This window comes from Allobaculum fili, from assembly GCF_020969955.1.
Classification (GTDB): Bacteria; Bacillota_I; Bacilli_A; order Erysipelotrichales; family Erysipelotrichaceae; genus Allobaculum; species Allobaculum fili.
Genome location: NZ_JAHDSX010000029.1, coordinates 1 through 19,553 on the forward strand (window position 1 = coordinate 1; position 19,553 = coordinate 19,553).

At 51.8% G+C, this 19,553-nt stretch carries 16 protein-coding genes and 2 tRNA genes; 14 read left to right on the top strand and 4 right to left on the bottom strand.

Annotation, left to right across the window (positions count from 1 at the left end; translation table 11 throughout):
• From Afil_RS07220 to Afil_RS07265, 10 genes are all read left to right on the top strand, one after another.
• Positions 1–540, top strand: a 540-nt coding sequence (locus tag Afil_RS07220) for a phage major tail protein, TP901-1 family (RefSeq protein WP_230267901.1), incomplete at its 5' end; no start/stop codon positions are given.
• Between the two features lie 21 nt (positions 541–561).
• Positions 562–933, top strand: coding sequence for a tail assembly chaperone (locus Afil_RS07225; RefSeq protein WP_230267902.1), 372 nt, complete (start codon positions 562–564; stop codon positions 931–933).
• Positions 873–1,295, top strand: coding sequence for a hypothetical protein (locus tag Afil_RS07230; RefSeq protein ID WP_230267903.1), 423 nt, complete (start codon positions 873–875; stop codon positions 1,293–1,295). The genes Afil_RS07225 and Afil_RS07230 overlap by 61 nt, the downstream gene beginning before the upstream one ends.
• Positions 1,276–5,481, top strand: a complete 4,206-nt coding sequence (locus Afil_RS07235; RefSeq protein ID WP_230267904.1) for a phage tail tape measure protein — start codon at positions 1,276–1,278, stop codon at positions 5,479–5,481. Before Afil_RS07230 ends, Afil_RS07235 begins: the two co-directional genes overlap by 20 nt.
• Positions 5,482–5,483: 2 nt before the next feature.
• Positions 5,484–7,034 carry a distal tail protein Dit gene (locus Afil_RS07240; RefSeq protein WP_230267905.1) on the top strand — a complete coding sequence of 517 codons (1,551 nt, stop codon included), beginning with the start codon at positions 5,484–5,486 and terminating at the stop codon, positions 7,032–7,034.
• Complete coding sequence (locus Afil_RS07245) at positions 7,034–9,442, top strand: collagen-like protein (protein ID WP_230267906.1); 2,409 nt, start codon at positions 7,034–7,036, stop codon at positions 9,440–9,442. Before Afil_RS07240 ends, Afil_RS07245 begins: the two co-directional genes overlap by 1 nt.
• 49 nt (positions 9,443–9,491) lie before the next feature.
• Entirely contained in the window at positions 9,492–10,460 is a 969-nt protein-coding gene (locus Afil_RS07250; RefSeq protein WP_230267907.1) for a hypothetical protein, read from the top strand.
• Positions 10,461–10,481: 21 nt separating this feature from the next.
• Positions 10,482–10,691 carry a holin gene (locus Afil_RS07255; protein ID WP_230267908.1) on the top strand — a complete coding sequence of 70 codons (210 nt, stop codon included), beginning with the start codon at positions 10,482–10,484 and terminating at the stop codon, positions 10,689–10,691.
• Positions 10,691–10,945, top strand: a complete 255-nt coding sequence (locus Afil_RS07260; protein ID WP_230267909.1) for a hemolysin XhlA family protein — start codon at positions 10,691–10,693, stop codon at positions 10,943–10,945. The genes Afil_RS07255 and Afil_RS07260 overlap by 1 nt, the downstream gene beginning before the upstream one ends.
• Before the next feature lie 62 nt (positions 10,946–11,007).
• Positions 11,008–11,919 (top strand): N-acetylmuramoyl-L-alanine amidase, encoded by a 912-nt coding sequence (locus Afil_RS07265; RefSeq protein WP_230267910.1) that lies wholly within the window; start codon positions 11,008–11,010, stop codon positions 11,917–11,919.
• A 291-nt stretch (positions 11,920–12,210) separates the two neighbouring features.
• On the opposite strand, the gene Afil_RS07270 is transcribed toward Afil_RS07265, so the two are convergent.
• Together Afil_RS07270 and Afil_RS07275 are read right to left on the bottom strand one after the other, a co-directional pair.
• Positions 12,211–12,296 (bottom strand) — tRNA-Leu (locus tag Afil_RS07270).
• Between the two features lie 12 nt (positions 12,297–12,308).
• Positions 12,309–12,383: transfer RNA gene (locus Afil_RS07275), tRNA-Cys, on the bottom strand.
• A 385-nt stretch (positions 12,384–12,768) separates the two neighbouring features.
• Here Afil_RS07275 and Afil_RS07280 point away from each other — a divergent pair.
• From Afil_RS07280 to Afil_RS07295, 4 genes are all read left to right on the top strand, one after another.
• Positions 12,769–13,662, top strand: a complete 894-nt coding sequence (locus tag Afil_RS07280; protein WP_230267911.1) for a YitT family protein — start codon at positions 12,769–12,771, stop codon at positions 13,660–13,662.
• Positions 13,663–14,112: 450 nt separating this feature from the next.
• Positions 14,113–16,206 carry a peptidoglycan D,D-transpeptidase FtsI family protein gene (locus tag Afil_RS07285; RefSeq protein ID WP_230267912.1) on the top strand — a complete coding sequence of 698 codons (2,094 nt, stop codon included), beginning with the start codon at positions 14,113–14,115 and terminating at the stop codon, positions 16,204–16,206.
• 151 nt (positions 16,207–16,357) lie between these two features.
• Complete coding sequence (gene rpmG / locus Afil_RS07290; protein WP_230267913.1) at positions 16,358–16,507, top strand: 50S ribosomal protein L33; 150 nt, start codon at positions 16,358–16,360, stop codon at positions 16,505–16,507.
• 173 nt (positions 16,508–16,680) lie between these two features.
• A complete protein-coding gene (locus tag Afil_RS07295) occupies positions 16,681–17,307 on the top strand; it encodes an MBL fold metallo-hydrolase (protein WP_230267914.1) in 627 nt (208 codons plus the stop codon).
• Positions 17,308–17,473: 166 nt separating this feature from the next.
• Here Afil_RS07295 and Afil_RS07300 read toward each other — a convergent pair whose 3' ends face one another.
• Both Afil_RS07300 and Afil_RS07305 read right to left on the bottom strand, forming a co-directional pair.
• A complete protein-coding gene (locus tag Afil_RS07300; protein WP_230267915.1) occupies positions 17,474–18,415 on the bottom strand; it encodes a type II secretion system F family protein in 942 nt (313 codons plus the stop codon).
• A complete protein-coding gene (locus Afil_RS07305) occupies positions 18,399–19,349 on the bottom strand; it encodes an ATPase, T2SS/T4P/T4SS family (RefSeq protein WP_230267916.1) in 951 nt (316 codons plus the stop codon). The genes Afil_RS07300 and Afil_RS07305 overlap by 17 nt, the downstream gene beginning before the upstream one ends.
• Between the last annotated feature and the right edge of the window lie 204 nt (positions 19,350–19,553).

The following is a 19,553-nucleotide window of genomic DNA, read 5'->3' on the forward strand; positions in this document are numbered from 1 at the left end:
GGAGGAAATGAAATGAATTTCAATCTTCAGCGTTTTGCCGATCCCGTTAAGGGCGACAAAATCATCTACCTGGTGCGTCGTTATTCCAAACGCACAGAAGAGGGCGCAGCCGTAATTGCGCTTCAGACAGAAGGCAGCCGCAGCCTTTCCAAAGACGCCGATTCCGTTGCAACAAAGGACGGAACGATCCGTGTACCAGGAGCGGGTGAATGCGAGATTTCGGTTACCTCTCTGGTAACGAATGATGACGGCATTGCGGATGATCTTACCGAAGCGATGGAGAAAAACGATCTCATGGAGATCTGGGAAGTCGACACGTCCAAAAAAGGCGTCGACACCAATGCAGAGAAGTACAAGGCCCGCTACCATCAGGGATACATTACGAGTCTGGAGCTGTCTGCCGGAGCAGAAGACTTCGCTGAACTCTCTCAGACCTACTCGATCAACGGCATGGGCGTATCCGGATGGGTGACTCTGACCCAGGAACAGAAAGATCTTGTACAGTATCTGTTCGCCGATACGACTCAGGCAGCGGAATAGCAGCAAAGCAGGAGAAGAAAAATGGAAATCAATGTAAATGGAACGCTTTACCCGCTTAAGGCGTCTATCGCTTTTCTTAACGAAATCGAGAAGACCAAAGTTCGCACGATTGACGGCGAAAAGATTGAAATTGGTCTGGCCAATGCGGTCATTTCCATCCGCGACATGGTCGATGTGCGCGTGCTGATCGACACAATCATGGCACTGAACATCAGGCAGACCCCGCGTCTGAACAAGGACGAACTGACGGAATGGTTCGAAGAAGGCGAAGTCGATCTGGAGAAACTCGGATCGGAAGTGATCGATTTTTTATCGAAAGCGAATGTCTGCAGATGGAAGCTGAAGAAGCTGGGCATTCTGGAGACAGCCAAAGCCGATCCCGAAAAAGCCTGAAGGATCTGGTAGATTCCATTGCGATAGACTGCTTCCGTTACTTTGGTTTTCAGTCGCTTGACCAGGTACTCTCGCTTGATCTGCGGGAGTACCGTCTTTTATGTCAAGCGCATCGACTGAAGCTCGCCGACCAGTATTACTGGAGTGCCCAGAACGCCTTTGATGCCAACCGGGCGACACTGCGCAAAAAGAATGGGCATCTTGTCTATCCAAATGTGAAGAAACTTTTCGACTATGAGAAAGCGCAGAAGGAAGCCGGGGCGGTCCGTTCTGCGAAAAAAAGTACGCTGAGCCCGCAGGCGCAGCGTATGAAAGCCTACTTAGAGAAGAGGGAGGAAGACCATGTCACAATCGACAGTTGAAGCCAGACTTTCCGCTAAAGATGACGGTCTGAGCAAGGCCCTCGAAACGATTGTGGAAACGCTGGAATCACTGAATGGAACAGTGAAAGCCATCGGAAACATCATGATCAAGGCGCAGGACAAAGCTACGCCGCAAATCAAGAAGGCGGCAGATGCGCTTGAGTCCCTTCCAGAAGAAAGCGACACCGCGCTGGAAGCCGCCAATCACGTTACACCGGCGGCCAACCAGGCACGTGATTCGATTGAGTCCATTCCGGAAGAAAGTATGAGCGCGCTGGAAGCGGACAATCATGTGACGCCGGCAGCTAACCAGGCAGAAGACTCAATAGACTCAATCCCGGAAGAAAGCATGAGTGCTCTGGAAGCCGCCAACCACGTAACGCCGGCAGCCAATCAGGCAGTGGATTCTATGGACTCCATTCCCCCGGATATTCATGTAGCACTCGAAGCGTCCGACAACATCACGCCTGCCTGCAAAGACGCCATTGATGCGATGCGTGAAGTGGAAGACCAGGCGGAGAAGACTGGCGGAGCGCTTAAAAGCGGATTTGCACAGGGCCTTGGGCAGAGCGCATTCAATGCCGCTGCTTCCGGTCTGAAAAGCATCTCTGCAGGGGTGGCCGATGTCGGAAAATCCTTTGAACATTCCATGTCGAATGTGGAAGCGCTTATGGGGGAGGATAAGCTTAAATCCGTTTTCGAAAGCCCTGCCGAAGGACTGGAAGTATTGAGCAGGGCAGCTCAGGAAGCAGGAGCCACCACGCAGTTTTCCGCCTCGGAAGCAGCAGACGCGCTCGGATACATGGCGCTGGCGGGCTGGGATGCTCAAAAGTCAGCCAACGCTTTGCCGGCTATTCTGGATCTGGCTGCCAGTTCCGGCATGGGTCTGGCTGAAGCGTCGGATACAGTGACAGATTACTTATCCGCATTTTCCAACTCACTTGACGGCGCCGGCCGGTCGGCTTTAACCGCCTCGGAAATGGTCGATATCATGGCATATGCACAGGCCAACTCAAATACGAGCGCCGCTCAGCTCGGTGAAGCATGGAAGAACTGTGCAGCCAACCTGAATGCTGCCGGACAGGATGTTCAGACGACAACATCCTTTCTGGAAGCGATGGCCAATCAGGGCCTGAAAGGTTCTGAAGCCGGCACAGCCATGGCGGCAATCATGCGCGATGTGACCGCCAGCATGGAAAACGGCGCGATTAAAATTGGTGACGTATCTGTAGCGGTACAGGATGAGAAGGGAAACTTCAAGGATCTGACCGCTATCATGACCGACGTTGAGAAAGCGACGCAGGGCATGGGCGATGCCCAGAAGGCTGCGGCATTGGCTTCCACGTTTACCGCAGATTCGCAAAAGGGCATTAACCTTCTGCTCAATGAAGGCATGGGCAAAATTGCGGGCTATGAAGATGCCCTGCGCAGCTGCAATGGCGCAGCGTCCGATATAGCAGCAACCATGAACGATAACTTGGAAGGCGACCTGAAATCGCTCAACTCTGCCTGGGAGGCCGTGCAGGTCACTCTGTTTCAGGCCGTTGCCCCGGCACTCAGGGCCGTAACGCAGGCGGCGACAAAGGTTTGCCAGATCGTCAATGATCTGATCAGCGGCTGGCAGTCATGGCAGGCCCATCTGGATGGAACGGCAACTAAAGAGCAGGAGAATCAGCTGCAGGGGCTGTCCGGTACGATGAAGGCCGTCTATCAGGCGGTCGATAACCTGAAAGCCGCGTGGGAGGCATTCAAGAAAGGCCTGGAAGAGTCGGGCGCTCTGGATGCGGTAAAATCCGCCCTGGATACGCTGCGCGGCGCTTTCTTCCTGCTTACATCTCAGATGGGGGACGGATCGGGGATGAAATCTTTTGGCGAAGCCGTCGGCGATGTGGTGAAATGGATTGCAAAAGCGGTAGAGTCATTTGCCAGATTCGAAGCGAAGACCGGCGGACTTATCTCAAAACTGATGCTCGGCATTGGCAGCGTAAAGCTGTTTGGCGGAGCCTTCAGCAAGGTCGGCAGCCTGATCGGCGGTCTCAAAATCAAAAATCCGTTTGCCAAACTGCCGGATCAGGCTGGCGGATCCATGACGGCGACCAAAAGCAAAGTCGCTCAGATCTTCTCTTCCATTGGCGATGTGATCAAAAAGGCCGGAGAAGGAATCGGGGCCGCTTTCAAAGGCATCGGGCAGGGAATCGGGTCGATCTCTCTTACCGGAGCCGCAGGTCTTGCCGTGGTCATCGGAACGATTACAGTCGCTCTTCTTGCCCTGTCAGCTTGTAAGGACACCGTCCTTCCGTTCCTTGACGGGCTGGCTGACGTTATCTCAAGACTTGTCGACGGAGTGCTGGACGCCTTTGCGGGATTCATCCTGGACCTGGCGGACGTCTTCCCGATTCTGGCGGAATCGCTCGTTACACTCTCACCGCTGGTTGAAGCGTTTGGAACGGCGTTTGCGACCGTTCTGACCGCACTGAGCCCAATCATTGATACGCTCAGCGGTCTGATTAACGGCGTTGTAGAGACGGTGTCTGGTGCTGTTGTGGCCATTGTGGAAGCAGTCGCTCCATTCATTCCGAACATTCAGGGAATGGTTGCAACCATCGGCGAATGCATCCTGGCAATCTGCGACTCGTTTAATACGCTGATCGTAAATATCCCGCCTATCCTGAACTCGATCCGGGACATTGTGGGCACCGTGTTCCATGGAATTGAAGACATTATCCGTGCTGTCGGAGATTCCGTTTCCGGAATTCTGGACTCTCTGGGCGACACGTTTACCAAGTGCGGAGACGCGATCCGGACCGCCTTTGACGGTGTGGCGGATATCATCACCGCATTCGGAGACGCTGTCCGCAACGTGCTGGACGGTGTGTCCGGAATTATCGATTCCATTGGCAATGCGTGCCTCAATGCGGGAACCGGCTTCAAACGACTGGCTGAAGGTCTTCAGATCATCGCCGATCTGAACGGCTGGGATCTGGCAGGAACGCTGGCGGCAATTGCTGTACCCATTGGCGCGATCGTGGCATCGACAGCCGGAATCGGGGAAAGCGGCTCTCAGCTGATGACGCTTTCTCTGGCACTGAAAGCCATGTGTGAAACGGCAGGAAGCCTGGACAGTGCCGGGGCGGCGATTCAAAGCTTTGCTGAGAATACATCCAGCCTTATCAGTCATGCGGGTGAACTGGAGCAAATTTCACTTGCCATGATGATGCTGGGTCAGGCAAGCATTGAGGCCGGTACCGGCCTGCTTGCCGCTGGCATAGCCCTGGGCACAATCACCCAGTCCGTTACGATTCTTGCGGCAGTGATCGATCAGGCAAGCTCAGGCGTTCAAACCCTGTTTGGGGCGATTGGATCGGCTGGATCATCCGCCGAACGGTTTGGCCAGTCGCTTTTGAGCGCTTCAGCCGCGCTCATTTCCTTTGGACAGTCTGCCGGAGCCGTAGCTTCGTCTTCAAGACGCCTGTCTTCTGCGTTCCGATCGGCTATGTCGTCGGTTGCGCAGGCGGTCAGCGCGGGAATGAGCCGCGTGAATTCGGTCATGGTTCAGGGAATGAATACGATGGTTGCTTCAGCGACTCAGTCGCTGAATCGGCTGGTGCGCGCAGCTGCCGAAGTCATGAACTCCTTCTGCGCCGCAATCCAAAGTGGAATGAGCCGAGCCGTCGGTATTGCAGCTTCTATGGCCGCAGCGATTCCTTCCGCCGCATCGGCAGCCGTATATGGAATGTACCAGGTTGGCGTCAACATCGGTAAAGGACTTGCGGACGGAATGCAGTCTCAGCTGGCCAGAGTCGCAAAAATTGCAGCCGAGCTTGGCAACACTGCGGCGGAAGCGACAAGAAAAGCCACAGAGGTGCGCTCACCTTCCCGAGTATTCAAGCGGATCGGTGCCTGCATTGGTGAAGGCCTGGCACAGGGAATGGAATCCAGATTTGGTCGGATCGCATCCGCAGCGGATGTGATGAGCTCCATGGCAGCGCAGAACGTACTGTCAAACGGTATGGAAGGAATTGGCAGTACGCCGGATCTTTCGGCAGACAGACGGTTTGGAGATGTAGTAATTGAGATGAACCAGATCATTGACGGCCGCCAGTTCGCAAAAGCGACAGCCCGGTTTACGCGGGATGAGCTCGACAGGCAGGACCGCCTGAAGCTCAGACTTGCGGGAGGTGTTTAACCATGCTTTATGAGTTTTCAACCATTCAAGCGGCGGAGAGTGAAGACCATGCACTTTCCGCCGAATCTCTTTCCTATGATGGAAAGTACCTGGAAAAAGAAGTCCCCGGCTTTCGGATCCTGACGGTGTCCGGCCGGGGCATTTTAACCAAAGAAATCACAGAACGGACCCGCAACGGATTTGATGGGTCCGATTTTGTCAGGCGGGTTATCCCTGCCAGAGACATTACCGTTCAGTACTCTCTGTCTGCTCCAGATGCAAAAGAGCTGATGGCCCGGATAAACCAGCTCAACGGACTGCTTACCAAAGACCAGGCCAAAATCATTTTTGCGGATGAGCCGGACAAGTACTTCGTGGGCACTGCGTACAACGCCACGGATCTGGAGCCCGGCAGGCTTTCCTGCACCGGTGAGATCCGGATCCGCTGCAGTGATCCATATAAATACGCCGTGATGGAAAAGCCGGTCAGCGTGAGTGTCAGCAGCTCTAGAAAGAGCCCGGTCACGATCCGAAACAACGGCAATGCGGATGCGCTTCTGCGCTTTGAACTGTCCGGATCCAAAAACGGGTATCTGGGTATCAGCTGCGCACAGGGCGCCATGGAGTTTGGAAACATCGAAGCAGCGGACAGCGTGGCCGTCAGCGACGCCCAGGAATGGCTGCTGGAAAGCACTGACATCATTAAGGACTGGCCTTCCACGGCCGGATCCACGCAGCATTCACTGAAAAAGCTCCGGCAGGCCCCAACCACAGGAGAACGCAGAATGCAGGACTGGCTGACACTCGGCCCGGCAGACTTTCACGCTTCCGCAGCCTGGTGCAGCCGAACTATAGAAATCCCGGTGCCACGCGACTCTACCCAGCAGGATCTGGACGCGTCGGCAGGCGGTGCATCCAGTTTTTACGTTTCGCTTTTCCACTGGTTTGAAACGGCTCACGCCGCCCAGTGCGGTGAACAGAAGATCATGTTCATGAACGTGAACGGGACGACAGAAAAAGAAATCGCCTGTCTTACCATTCACAAAAACAGCGTGTCGAATCAGGCGGAATACCTGGTATGGATCAATGGAAACTTGATTCGCTCCTTTCCTTTCGTATGCGACAGCCGCAACCCGTTTGCGCAGGGGTTTTACGGCAACAATGACTTCCATAAAGACGGCGAACGGTTCCGTTATTACTTCAATGGAAAGTATTACGGACACACTGAGCCGGCGCTCAGAGACACGGTCTGCAACCGGATCCGGATCACGTTTTCCCACTTCCCGGGCAGAGACGCGGTCACCCGTAACTATCTCGGCCGCTTCCGCTTCCGCAAGGATCACATCTCCGGCTCCTCTGCGCGCCCCGTCGCTTTTCCGCTGCAGTCGAGAATCACCATCGACGGCAAAGCCGGAAAGATCTATCTGGACGATCAGTACCGCCCGGATCTGGAAGTGATCGGCTCACAGTACTTCAGGATTCCGCCCGGAGACAGTGAGATCCGCATCGTGCCCTCTTCCTGGTTTGAGGGCATGCTGAGCGGCACCATTTATGTACAGGAAAGGTGGTTGTAATGAGCACCAGAATTCATATTCTGTCCGCAGAGGAATCGCCGGTTCTGGTCATGGACAACAATGCGCCTAAAGCACTGCATTACTACAGCGACAGCCTTCACAGCTATCTGACAATCGGCGGGGCATCAACGTTCACCTTCAGTGTTGACAGCACGCATGAAGAGGCGCATCTGATCGAAGCGGGCATGAAAATCGGCTTTCGATTCGAGGACACGGACTGGTATTTCACGATTACCAGCGTGGATCGGGACGAAACGGAAACGGTCATTACATCCGAGGGACTTAGCTTCGAGTTCCTGAATGAAGAGGTCGACCAGTTCGACGCATCAACGGACATGACTTTTCTGGAATACCTGGACGCATGGGGATTTGAGCGTGACATATTAAAAACGGTCAGAAATGATATTCCAACCGTGAAAAAGAAGCTCAAATTTGATGCACGGGAAAGCATTTTAAAGCGCATGGCCAGCCTCGCCAGCAGCTTCGGAATTGAGGTCCGTCTTTCCCCATTGCTTACCCTGTACGGTGGGCTGAAAGAAATTCAGATGTCCTTATGCGTAGCCGGCGACAGAAAGGGCGTCGGAACGGATCTGACAGACCAGATCATCCGCTGGGGGAGCGGTCCGGAATCTATTCGAAAGACAACGGATCTCACAGAGTTCTGCTCCCGTCTTCGGGCAAGAGGCAAGTCATCCCGGGAAGGGGATCAGGATGTAACGATCACGCTGGCTGGATATACTCCTGGCTCTTCCGCGACAGATCCAGACGGGTACACCTATGTTCTGAACAGTACAGATCTGTGCTGCCCGCAGGCTCGCGACCGCTATCCTTCAAGTCTTACAAAGAATCCAGAGGGCGGGTACATCGACGGATACGTCGTCCGCTTCTTTGAAGACTCAAACGCAGACACGCAGGAAAAGCTGTATCAGTCAACGCTTGCTCAGCTGCGCAAGCTGTGCCGGCCAAAAGTTTCCTATGAGGTTCGAGGAACCGTCCCTGGATCCATTGGCGACTGGCTCACCGTTGAGGACGCTGGCTACTCCCCGATCGAGTACTACCAGTGCCGCATTGTAGAAAAAGAAGTCTGTGTTTCAACAGGAGAAGTAACAGGAGTCAAGCTCGACAACTTCACCGAAATGAGTTCAAAACTTTCTCAGTCCATCCTTTCGCAGATAGAAGAAGCCATGGAGAAGGCCGCCATCTATGACTGCCGCATTTCATCCGCCGACGGAACGGCCATGGACGATGACGGAACGCCGCATACTTTCAATGCAGTCGTTCGCAAAAATTCGATAGACGTAACCAGTGACATGGAAATCACCTGGTATCTGGACGGAAATGAAGTCCCAAAAGGGGATTCTGCGTACCAGATCCAGCTGGATCCGGTCGCTATGACGATCGGATCGCATGTTCTGAGCTTCAGTGCTTTGCAGGGCAGCATCCTTAGAGGAACGGCTGAGGTCACGCTTACCCGCTCAAAAGTAGCTGTTGAAGAACTGCCAACCGGCGACGGCGTGAAGATCATCATGAACGAGTCCGCCGCCCATGTGAGCAATGGAAAAGACGGCATCTCACCAACTGTTAGCCTTAGCAAGTCGGGTAAGACATCGACACTGAAAATCACAGATAAAAACGGTGATCATACGACACTGATCCAAGATGGAGCGGATGGTGCTGATGGGAAAGACGGAAAAGATGGAGTACAGGGACCGCGAGGCCCGCGAGGTCTCAAGGGAGACGCCGGGACCAGCGGGACCGGGATTAGTTCTGTAACCGTCAAGTACTACCAATCCTCAAGCTCATCCACGCCGTCTCAAAGCTCTTCTAGCTGGAGTACGACGTTACCTACACCTACCGCCGGGTACTACCTGCATACTCAAGTGGCTATCGCGAAAACAGATGGAACGACAACTTACTTTTACCTGAAGAACCGGAACGGATCGAACGGAACAAGTCCGACAGTGGTAAACAACTTGACCAGCACGAGCACTACAAGCGCGTTGTCTGCAAACCAGGGAAGAATCTTAAGTGAACGCTTACGCACTCCTCAAACAGGGTGGTATCAAAAGATTCTATATGATACGAACAACTTAACGTGCGTCTATATACGGAGCTGGGGTAAAGGCCCTAACGCCGTTGTGACCGGCGATATATCATTTGGAAGCTCTAAACCAAATACGCCGGGAACAACTTACACATATAACACCGGATTTAAATTTCAAAGCGCAACTGTAGCAGCAAATGTTCCATTTGGAAGAGACGGCAGTGGAATGGCACATGTCAAGATTCAATTTGACGGGACAATCACTGTAAGAATTGTTGCAACATCAACAGCAACAGGGGGGACTATAGGTGATTCAACACTCTATTGGGCATTGCCTGTATTGGTAGATACTTATCCAGATTAAACAAAAAACCCGCCTCCACCGGCGGGTTTTCTGATGAAAGGAGAATGAAATGACAATTTTACAAGCTGATTTTAAATCGAAACAAGTTGTTAGCGCAGACAGCTCAGATAAAAAGCCTGTCATCGGCGTAGCAGGCGACAGCGCAACAAGAACCATTCGCTTCCTGCTCGAGAAAGACGTGGACGAGCTTCCAAAGGGGATCAGCCTTAACTCCATCACGTGGGAAATGCAATATGAAAACGTCAACCTTCAGCGTGGATCGGTTCTGCCAGATAGCGTGAAAGACGAGGACGGCAAGCTGGAAATCGTCTTTACCATTCCGGCGAGTCTTGCGGTTGCGCCAGGTGATTGCCAGATCCAGCTTTGCGGATCCGGTGGCGACTCCAAACACTGGCACCTTTCGCCCATGACAGTCCAGATCGGCGACTTCTTCGAGCCGGACACGATCGAGGAGACAGACCCAAAGTACGATTTGCTGAATCAGCTCAGCGCGAAGGTAAGCCAGCTGGAAGCGGCGGATTACTTATCCGGAGCAGATGCGGCCAATACATATCTAGCCAAAACGGATGCGGCAGATACATATCTGGCGAAAGAAGAAGCGGCGAGCAAATATGTCAAAAATGAGGCGATTGGATTTAACCATTTCGACATAGCAAATATGTATGGCGCTAGCACAGGCACGTTATACGGCGGATATTCGGAGTACCGCTTTGCCATCACCGCGGAGTATGAAGCTGATGTGCCGGTTACGTTCCGAGGTGGCGGTGGACAGATTATGACTACCCAAAATATCAGCTCCAAATCCGGCATGAAATACGCGGCTTTCTTTGTCGTGAAAGATACGAAAACGGGTGATGTGCAGATTCTTTTCGGTCAGGGAGATTCGCCGATTATCGATCCGCTTCAGTCGGGGGTGCTTTCTATCTACACATTCGGAAGCAATGACGGATACGTCGACAGTGTTGAGGTCGGCCCTATGCCAGAACGTATTGCCACCAAGTGCGCAATGCGCAGATAGACAGAAAGAGAGGAAACAGAAATGAAAAATACACTTTGGTTCAAAGCCGCAGGTATTCGTGCGGTGAAGACAATGGCGCAATCAGCGCTCGCCGTACTTGGATCAGGTATGTTCGGCGTTCTGGAAGTTGACTGGCTCAATCTGTTGTCCATCACAATCATGGCCGGGATTTGCTCTGTTCTGACGTCCATTGCCGGCCTTCCTGAAGTCAAGGATGAGGTGGCTCAGTGATGGATCCAGTGATCACATCGGCGATTATTGCCGCCAGCATCCCGGCCATTGCTTCGATCGTTGTGAATCTGATTGCGAACAGTAAAACGTCGGCTCTGATGAAATACCGCCTGGACGTACTGGAGAAGAAGCAAGATAGACACAATCAGCTGATCGAGAGGGTCTATCACCTTGAGGAAGATCAGCGGGTGACGGCAGAAAAAATCAGAGTGGCCAATCACCGGATCGACGATCTGGAGAAAACAGCAGGATAAAAGCATGGCGGAGTAATTTGCAGATTATGCAATTTGCTCCGCTTTTATATGGAGGAAATGAAATGGTAGAAATTACAAAATCCTACATCCCGGCCGGCACTCCGGCAAGGCCGGCCTATCCTATGGACGCCACGGGAGTAACGATCCACAATACAGGATCCAGCGCATCGGCCAAAAATCACATGCTGTACATGACACAAAACGGCGGTTTCAACTCGACCACCAGTTACCACTTTGTGATTGATGATATCAACTGCTTTCAGCTGCTTCCGATCACTGAAAACGCGTGGCACGCCGGCGATGGCGCATTGGGCGCAGGCAACCGGAAGACGATTGCCATTGAAATTTGTGAGTGCGGCGACATCAAGAAAGCTCATGACAGAGCGGCCGAGCTGACCGCGTACCTGCTCAAGAAGATTGGCGGATCCGCGCAGCATAGCGTGTTCCAACATGCGCAATGGATGGCCAAAGACTGCCCCAGACTGCTCAGATCCGGGCGCCCCTACTCCTGGAGTACGTTCCTTGAGAAGGTCAATCAGTTCATGAAGACGGAAGCACCAGCGTCAAAGAAAGAGCCGGTCAAGGTTCCGGAAGCGGCGGCTGGATCCGTATACCGCCTGTATTCAGGAGCAGATCATCTCTATACGCAATCGCACAAAGAGGCTCAGGCTCTTGCAGATCTGGGCTGGAAGTACGAGGGCATTGGCTGGGTAGCCCCGGCTGAAGGTGAACCGGTTTACCGCCTCTATGCAGGCGGAAAGCACCTGTTCACTGCTGATCAGAAAGAGAAGAACCGCCTGGTAGATCTGGGCTGGAAGGACGAAGGCACTGCCTTTATTTCTGGCGGATCCCGGCCGATCTATCGCATGTATAACCCGCATAGCGGTGAGCACTTACTAACGGCTAGCCTGAAGGAACACGATGCCGCCACGAAGGCCGGATGGTACTGCGAAGGGCAGGAAATCAAGTATTAGTGCTATACTGACTTCACTAAGAACGGCAAGGAATCCTACGGGACTTGCACGTGTAAAAAGGTCCCAGATTGGGGCCTTTTTATGTGTGTCGACAGTGTCGATGTAGCTTGTCGACAGTGTCGACAGGGCTCGACAAAATGCGAAACAGTTCATCGAGTGACTCGACAAAATAAAACCCTCAGCTTTCGAGCTGAGGGCGTTTTTTAGTTTCGCTTAAAGGCGAATGTGTGAATTAAAACTAAGCTTGAAACTTCTACAACAAAGGTATCCGTGTTCAGCTTTTGTATCAAATGGTGGGAACGGAGGGACTTGAACCCTCACGAGCAAAGCTCGACGGATTTTAAGTCCGTTGCGTCTACCGGTTCCGCCACGATCCCGTGCAATAAAAATGGAGGTTCCGGTCGGAGTTGAACCGACGATCACAGAGTTGCAGTCTGTTGCCTTAGCCACTTGGCTACGGAACCATTTGTGTGAACCATTTGTTAACGCTCGTTCATATTATCAAAGATCTTTCCGAGGGTCAACCGTAAATCTGAATTCCTGATTTCTTAGCATGAAGAAGCAAAACGCCGGAAATTGCCTCGTTTCCAATTACTAGTAATCCCCCAAAATCGTGATCTTTTCCCCGCGTGTTTTTTGACCTGGAAATTTCAGAAGGACGAAAGTGAGCAGGGGATTCTTTCTGGATTTGTTTTTTGCGGATTTGCTGGAATTCTTGGCAAGAGGAAGCTCTTTTCGCTTCGATTGTTCCAAAAAGAAAACTTTGTCTTATAATGCATGAAGCCCGGTCTGCACCAGAGCTTCAAAATCTGGCGGCAGTGGTTTCAAATCAATATCAAGGAGGCTGACATGTATCATCTGATCGAAGAATTTGAACAGAATCTTGGCCGCAACCGAACGCTGAGCTTTCTGTTTTCCCTGATCAAAATCATTCTCTCTGCGCTGCTGCAGACGTATGTCGTGCAGGTTTTCATGGATCCCTGCAACCTGATTTCCGGCGGCTTTACCGGTATTGCGCTGTTTATCAGCCGTGTCGCCTCGCTTGGCGGGATGAATCTGCCGGTCTCTTTACTCATTATCCTCCTGAACGTTCCAGTCGCCGCGTTTTGCGTGCGCGCCATTTCCAAGCGCTTTGTTCTCCTTTCGGCCATTCAGTTTGTTCTGGTTTCCATGTTCCTGGAAATTTTCAGCTTTGAACCGTTATTTTACGACATCATGATGAACCTGCTGTTTGGCGGCATTCTCTGGGGCTTCTCGATTTCTCTGGCGTTAAGTTCCGGCGGCTCGACCGGCGGTACCGACTTTATCGCCCAGTACGTATCCAACAAGATTCACCGTTCGATCTTTAACATCGTGTTCTATTTCAACGTCGCGATGTATATCGCCTACGGTTTCTCCTTTGGCTGGATTTACTGCGCGTATTCCATCATCTTCCAGTTTTTGTCCACGACCGTCATCAACAAGATGTACAAACGCTATCAGCGCATGACCCTGCAGATTACGTGCAAGGACCCAAAACCGGTTGTCGACGCGTTTATGGAAACAGTTCGTCACGGTATGTCCATCATCGAATGCAAGGGCGCGTACAAAGGTGAAACGTACTACATCTGTGAATCCGTTGTTTCTTCTTTTGAACTGCCGGAGCTGACCCGTGCACTGATCAAGGCGGATCCGCACTGTCTGATCAACGTCTATCGAACCGTATCGTTTTACGGCAGCTTCTACCAGAAGCCAATCGAATAGAACCCTGTTTTATTTCCCTTGTTCTTTTAATGCACACGAAAGAGGAAGACCGAAGACGTCCGGTTTCCCTCTTTTTCTCTGGCTTTTCGCTGGTGCAAAAATGCTTTAAATTTGTGGGTATTCGGCGCGAACCGATAAGCGCAAATAGTTAAATAATACGTATATTTCACAAATCGATTCTGCTATAATGAGAAGCGCGAAACCCGCTCCAGTTTATGCAGACGGCTTTTTATTCCCGTTTAAGAAGAACGGAGTAAAGTAAAAATCCAAATGTTCAGACTGGAACATGGACGACGCAAAGTTTTCGAATAAGCGAAAAATAAAATAAGAAATATATAAGCGAAAAAGGATCCGGATTGAGGATCCTGTCCGATAAATCCAAGTGAATTGAAAAGCCGGCATTCCATGCCGATTGCCTTTTGGTTCGCACCCACTGGAAAGGAGGAAAAAATGAGAAAACGCAGAAGCTCAAAATCCAAAGAAAAAAGCAGCCGGATCAGCCGACTGGTCTCCAATCGAATTCTGGTTTTATCCATCGTCATTGTGGCTCTGTTTTTGAGTCTGTTTGTGCGTCTGGTGGATATCCAGGCGATTCATCACAATTCCTATCTCGAAAAGCAGGATGACTATACGTCCATTAAACAGTACAGTTCCGCACCGCGCGGTCAGATTTACGATGCCAAAGGACGTGTGCTCGCCAAAACGGTTGCCTGTAAAAATATCGTCTATACGACACCGCAGAACGCTACGTATACCGATATGATGATTTACGCCGACCGTATGGGCGAAGTGTTCCATATTGAGATGGACGACTTCACCAATGCGGAAATCAAGGACGCGTACCTGCAGTACACAACGCTCCTCGATCCCGAAGATCCGCATTACGACGGTCTTGATCTGCTCAATGAAGAACAGAGAGCAACGTACGATGCGGGAGAAATGACATCCAGTCAGCTTCGGCAGATTCAGTTAGGTGCCATGACGCAGGAAACCATCGATCAGGCTGACGCGCGTGCTCTGAAGGCCGCAGCCATTTATAACCGTATGGCCCAGAGTTCGTCGACCGGTCAGTCGGCAGTCATTGCCGAAGACGCGGACGATGAAGAATGCGCCTATCTCGTTGAACACAAAAGCGAGTTTCCCGGCTTTGACATCGACTTTGGCGGCTGGAAACGCGAATATCCGTACGGCGAATCGCTCAGTGATGTTCTCGGATCCGTATCGACGTCCACCGAAGGTCTTCCAGACTCGCTGGCGGACGAATATCTGGCTAAGGGCTATCAGTACAATGCCCAGGTCGGCAAATCCGGTCTGGAACTGCAGTACAACGATCTGCTCAGCGGTACCGATGAAATCGCCAAAATCACCTACGACTCCAACGGTCTTGCGCATAAGCAGATTCTCCAGCCGGCAAAGAAGGGGCATGATCTTTATCTGTCTGTAGATATCGACTTGCAGCTCAAGCTCGATGAAACGTTGAAATCCGTTTTGCAGGCGTACGGCGGAACGAAAAACCGTGAAAACTTCTACACGCTGTTCATGTGCATGGAAAACCCACAGACCGGGGATGTGCTGGCCCTTTCCGGCTATCAGATGGATCCGGAAACCCGGCAGCTTTCCTATTACGCGTCCGGCAACTATACCCAGCTGATCAACCCGGGCAGCTGCGTAAAAGGCGCTACGGTGTACATGGGACAGTCCGAAGGCGTTGTGCAGGAAGGCGAAGTCATTGTCGATGAAGTCATGAACATCGGCGGACAGAATTTCGGCTCCTACACCGAACACGGTCCGGTAAACGATGTGCAGGCGCTTTCGGTTTCGTCCAACGTTTACATGTTCCAGATCGCGATGCGTCTTGGCGGGTATAACTATGTACCGGGCGAAGCCCTCAATATCGTCGATGTTCCTGGAACGCTCAACAAGATGCGCAATTACTATTCGCAGTTTGGACTGGGCAATATGACCGGTCTCGATGTTCCCAATGAAGTGACCGTCTTCGCAGCGGGAAACAATACACCCAACATGGTCATCAACTACGCGATCGGTCAGCTCGATACGTATACTCCTCTGCAGCTGATGCAGTATGCGGGGGTAATCGCCGCAGACGGCAAACTGTTCCAGCCGCGCTTTTACCAGTACTCCAAGGAAGTGGGCGGCGACGAAATTTTCGATCTGAACGAAGTCGTTCTGAAAAACGAACTCGACGAAAAGAACGCCAGCCATCTCAAGCGCGTTCAGGAAGGCTTCCAGGCCTGCGTCGCGGATGAGAACTGCTTCAAGCCGCTTAAAAATCTTGATGAGAACATGGCGGCGAAAACAGGAACAGCCGAAGTCGGCGAATGGACCACGGCCAACCTGGTCGGTTATGGACCTGTGGAAAAACCGAGCGTCGCCTTTGCGTGCTCGGCACCGACGTCTTCGATCAACAGCCAGTCGCTTTCAGCCAACATCTGCGCCAATAACGTCGTAGGTCCGGTCCTGCAGGAATACTTCAACCTGTATCCGGAAAACCGCGTACAGAGCGGCGATTCGGCGGCGCAGTAGACGGGTTCAGCAAACCCAATAAATTAATTTGAATCAACTGACAGCCCCGATGGGATTGCCGCTCTGGCGCGCCCATGGGGGCTGTTTCAGGAATTATTGTTCGTCTCAATTTTCTGTGCTATAATCGGCAGGAATGTAAGGAGGAAACAGCGTGAGAGATCGTATCACTTTCAAGTGCGCGGTTTGCGGCGATGAAAACTACATCGGTACCCGTAACAAGAAAAAGCATCCGGAACGTATGACCATCAAGAAATACTGCCCGAAATGCAACAAAATGACTGAGCACAAAGAAAAGAAGTAATCGCACTGGATCTTCATCCGGGAATCCTTTTCCCGCGCCGTGTCCATTGCACAGACGGATGCCCAAGCGGCATCCTTTTTTGTAGCCGTTTTTTCGCTTTTGCGGCATCCGTTTAAGCTTTGCAGGTGAAAAAGCATATGATGAAGAAGGAAAAATTCCAGGGAGGTACAGTTATGGAAGTAATCTGCAAACCCGTTGGTCCCGTACAGGCCAACTGCTATATTGTTTCCGATCATGGACACGCTTTGATCATCGATCCGGGTGATGAAGGCCGCGAAATCGCCATGATGGTTCGCGCGCTGAATGTGAAAGTGGATGCCATCTGTCTGACACATGCTCATTTTGATCATATCGGCGCGATCGATACGCTGCTTGAAGAGTTCAACGTCGATGTGTACGTCAATCCGGCCGAACTCGACTTTCTGTCCCAGCCGGAAAAGAATGCTTCCGCTTCGTTTGTCGGCATTCCGCATCTGACGCTTCAGGCGAAACCGGTTGCCTACAAAGAAGGTCAGAATCTGATCGGTACCTTCGGCGTTTCGGCGTATTATGCGCCAGGTCATTCGATCGGCAGTACGATTCTCGAAATCGGAGATAACCTGTTTACCGGCGATGTCCTGTTTGAAGGCTCCATCGGCCGTACCGATCTGCCCGGCGGATCCGTCAGCCAGATGCGCGATTCGCTGAACTTTCTCAAATCGCTGAAAAAGGATTATGTCGTCTATCCGGGTCATGGTCCATCGACCACGCTCGAACAGGAAAAAACGCATAACCCGTATCTGATGTACAACCTGATCTGATTTGATTTTGAAGAGCCTGCTCTGCGGACTTTTTCTTTTGCGTTTGATTCCGGCTTGGCGTTCGCTTTTGCCTTAGGATTTGTTCAAAGCGATCCAGTCATGCGCAGTCTGCTTCATACAGGGTGCATCTATGTATGGAAGACCCGAATATCTTCCTGTAACGGATCTATATCCCTTCCAGCATGCTTAACGGCTCCAGCATGATCTGATAGACGCTGATTGCCAGAATCCCGACAAAGCCATAGGCCGCATAGAGAAGATAACGGCTGAACTGACTGAGCTGCTTTTCAAAAAGCAGCAGACGACCCTGCTGATACGCCTGCATCATCTCTTCCATACGGCTTGTTTCCAGACCAATTTCAAAAAAGCGGATAAACCGATCTTCCAGCCGTCTTTCCCTGCGTATGCACGCTTCCAGACTTTTTCCCGCTTCAATCTCTCGAATCCAGCTTTGCCATAAAATCTGCGCGAAAGGAAAACAGCCCGATTCCTGAATTAGACGGCTGGCCTGCCTTGTGGACAAGGATGCTTTCTGGACGCATTCAAAGACGACGGCGCATTCCATGGACGAAAACGTCTTTAAAAGGGGAATGGAAAACAGAAGCGGCGAAATCCGGGAAGCCGCCTGCGGAAACGTGATCATCCAGCCGACGGCAACGACACCGATGAAAACGGCGATCCAGAACAGCAGGGAAATCAGCTTCAGCAGATTCAGCAAGGAAAGGGAAGAGGACCCGCCTTCGCCAAGCAGGGAGGGAAGAATGCTGTTGGCAAAAAAACAGACCAGACCGCTCGCAAACGCCATGAGAAAGAGTGGGTAGCCGCTTTTTTTCAGGAGCGTTCCATGCAGCGTTTTTCGCGCTTTGCGCAGCTGTTCGTGAAATTCGAGCGCCAGGGAAAGATCGAAGATTTCCATCAGAACACCAAGCTGCTTCATGTTCCGCTCTTTTTGTGAACGGACGATCTGCGAAAACGGAATACCCTGTTCAAGCCGTTTTTCAATTTCTGCATGGGATTGAAACGAAAGAGACAGGGCATCGGGAAACGTCAGCCCGCTTTTGAGCAGCAGGCAAAACAGATCCATTTCCTTTTCATCCAGAACCGGCATCCCCTTCGGGGCGAAGACAGGCTTCAAAAGAAAGTCCCGGACGGGCGTTTTCTTTTTCTTCGAAGAGGCGATGGACGTCTTCCTCATTCCAGATTTCATAAACACACTCCTTCTGATCGCCGTTTCGTAAAAGGCGGCAGACAAAAATTCCTTTCAGTACACTGCGCAGATCCTGCTCGTCTGCACCGAGATCGAGCAGGCGCAAAAGGCATTCCAGGCCGCTGCCGCAGTGCAGAGTCGTATAGACGACATGGCCGGTGAGGGAAGCGCGAACGGTCATTTTCGCAGCGATTTCCGAACGGCATTCGCCGATGAAAAGAACATCCAGATTTTGGCGGAGCAGTTCTTCGAGGGTGCGCTGGTACGTAACGCCTCGGCCTGGATTGATCTGAATCTGCAGCATGTCCGGCTCCTGAATTTCGATCGGATCTTCCATCGTCACGATTTTCAGCGGCCGCTTTTCGAGAATGCGGTGGAGCAGCGCGTGAATGGTCGTCGATTTTCCCGATCCGGTAGGACCGCAGGAAATGATCAGACCCCGATCGGTCTGCGTAAAGCGCTCAAGACGTTTTGCTGCTTCCTTGCAGGAGCTGAGATCTTCAAGCGCAAAGTGTCTGGCCGAATGGAGAAGACGGATTACCCCGGTTTGCGTATCCTGAGCGTGAAGCAGAGAAAAGCGGCATTGCGCTTTCTTTCCGTAAACCGTCATCGTAAATTCGCCGGACTGCGGTTCATTGGGCTGGCAAAGATCCATGCCGGAAAGGAACTTCAGATACTCCAGAAACTCCGGCGGGAAAATGTCCTGATCCAGTTCTTCAAGCCCTTTGTCCGTTCGAAAGAAGAGGTGAAGTCCTTTTCCTTTGCGCTCTAAATGAATGTCGGTGATTTCCCGTTCCATCGCCAGAGACAGCAGCAGCCGGCAAAGATCGCGCATGGTCTCACCTCCTGTCTGTTCATACGAAAAACGAGACAGACGATGAAAATGGAAAGTCGACTTTTTCCGTCGGATTCGACCTCGAAGAAGATCCAAAGCCGTCAAAAAAGCAGAGTCTTCAGAAGACGCAGATAGAAAAAGATCACCGAAAACGGGAGAGTCCGGTATCGCATTGCATTGCTGAAAACGCTGTCTTCGGATAAG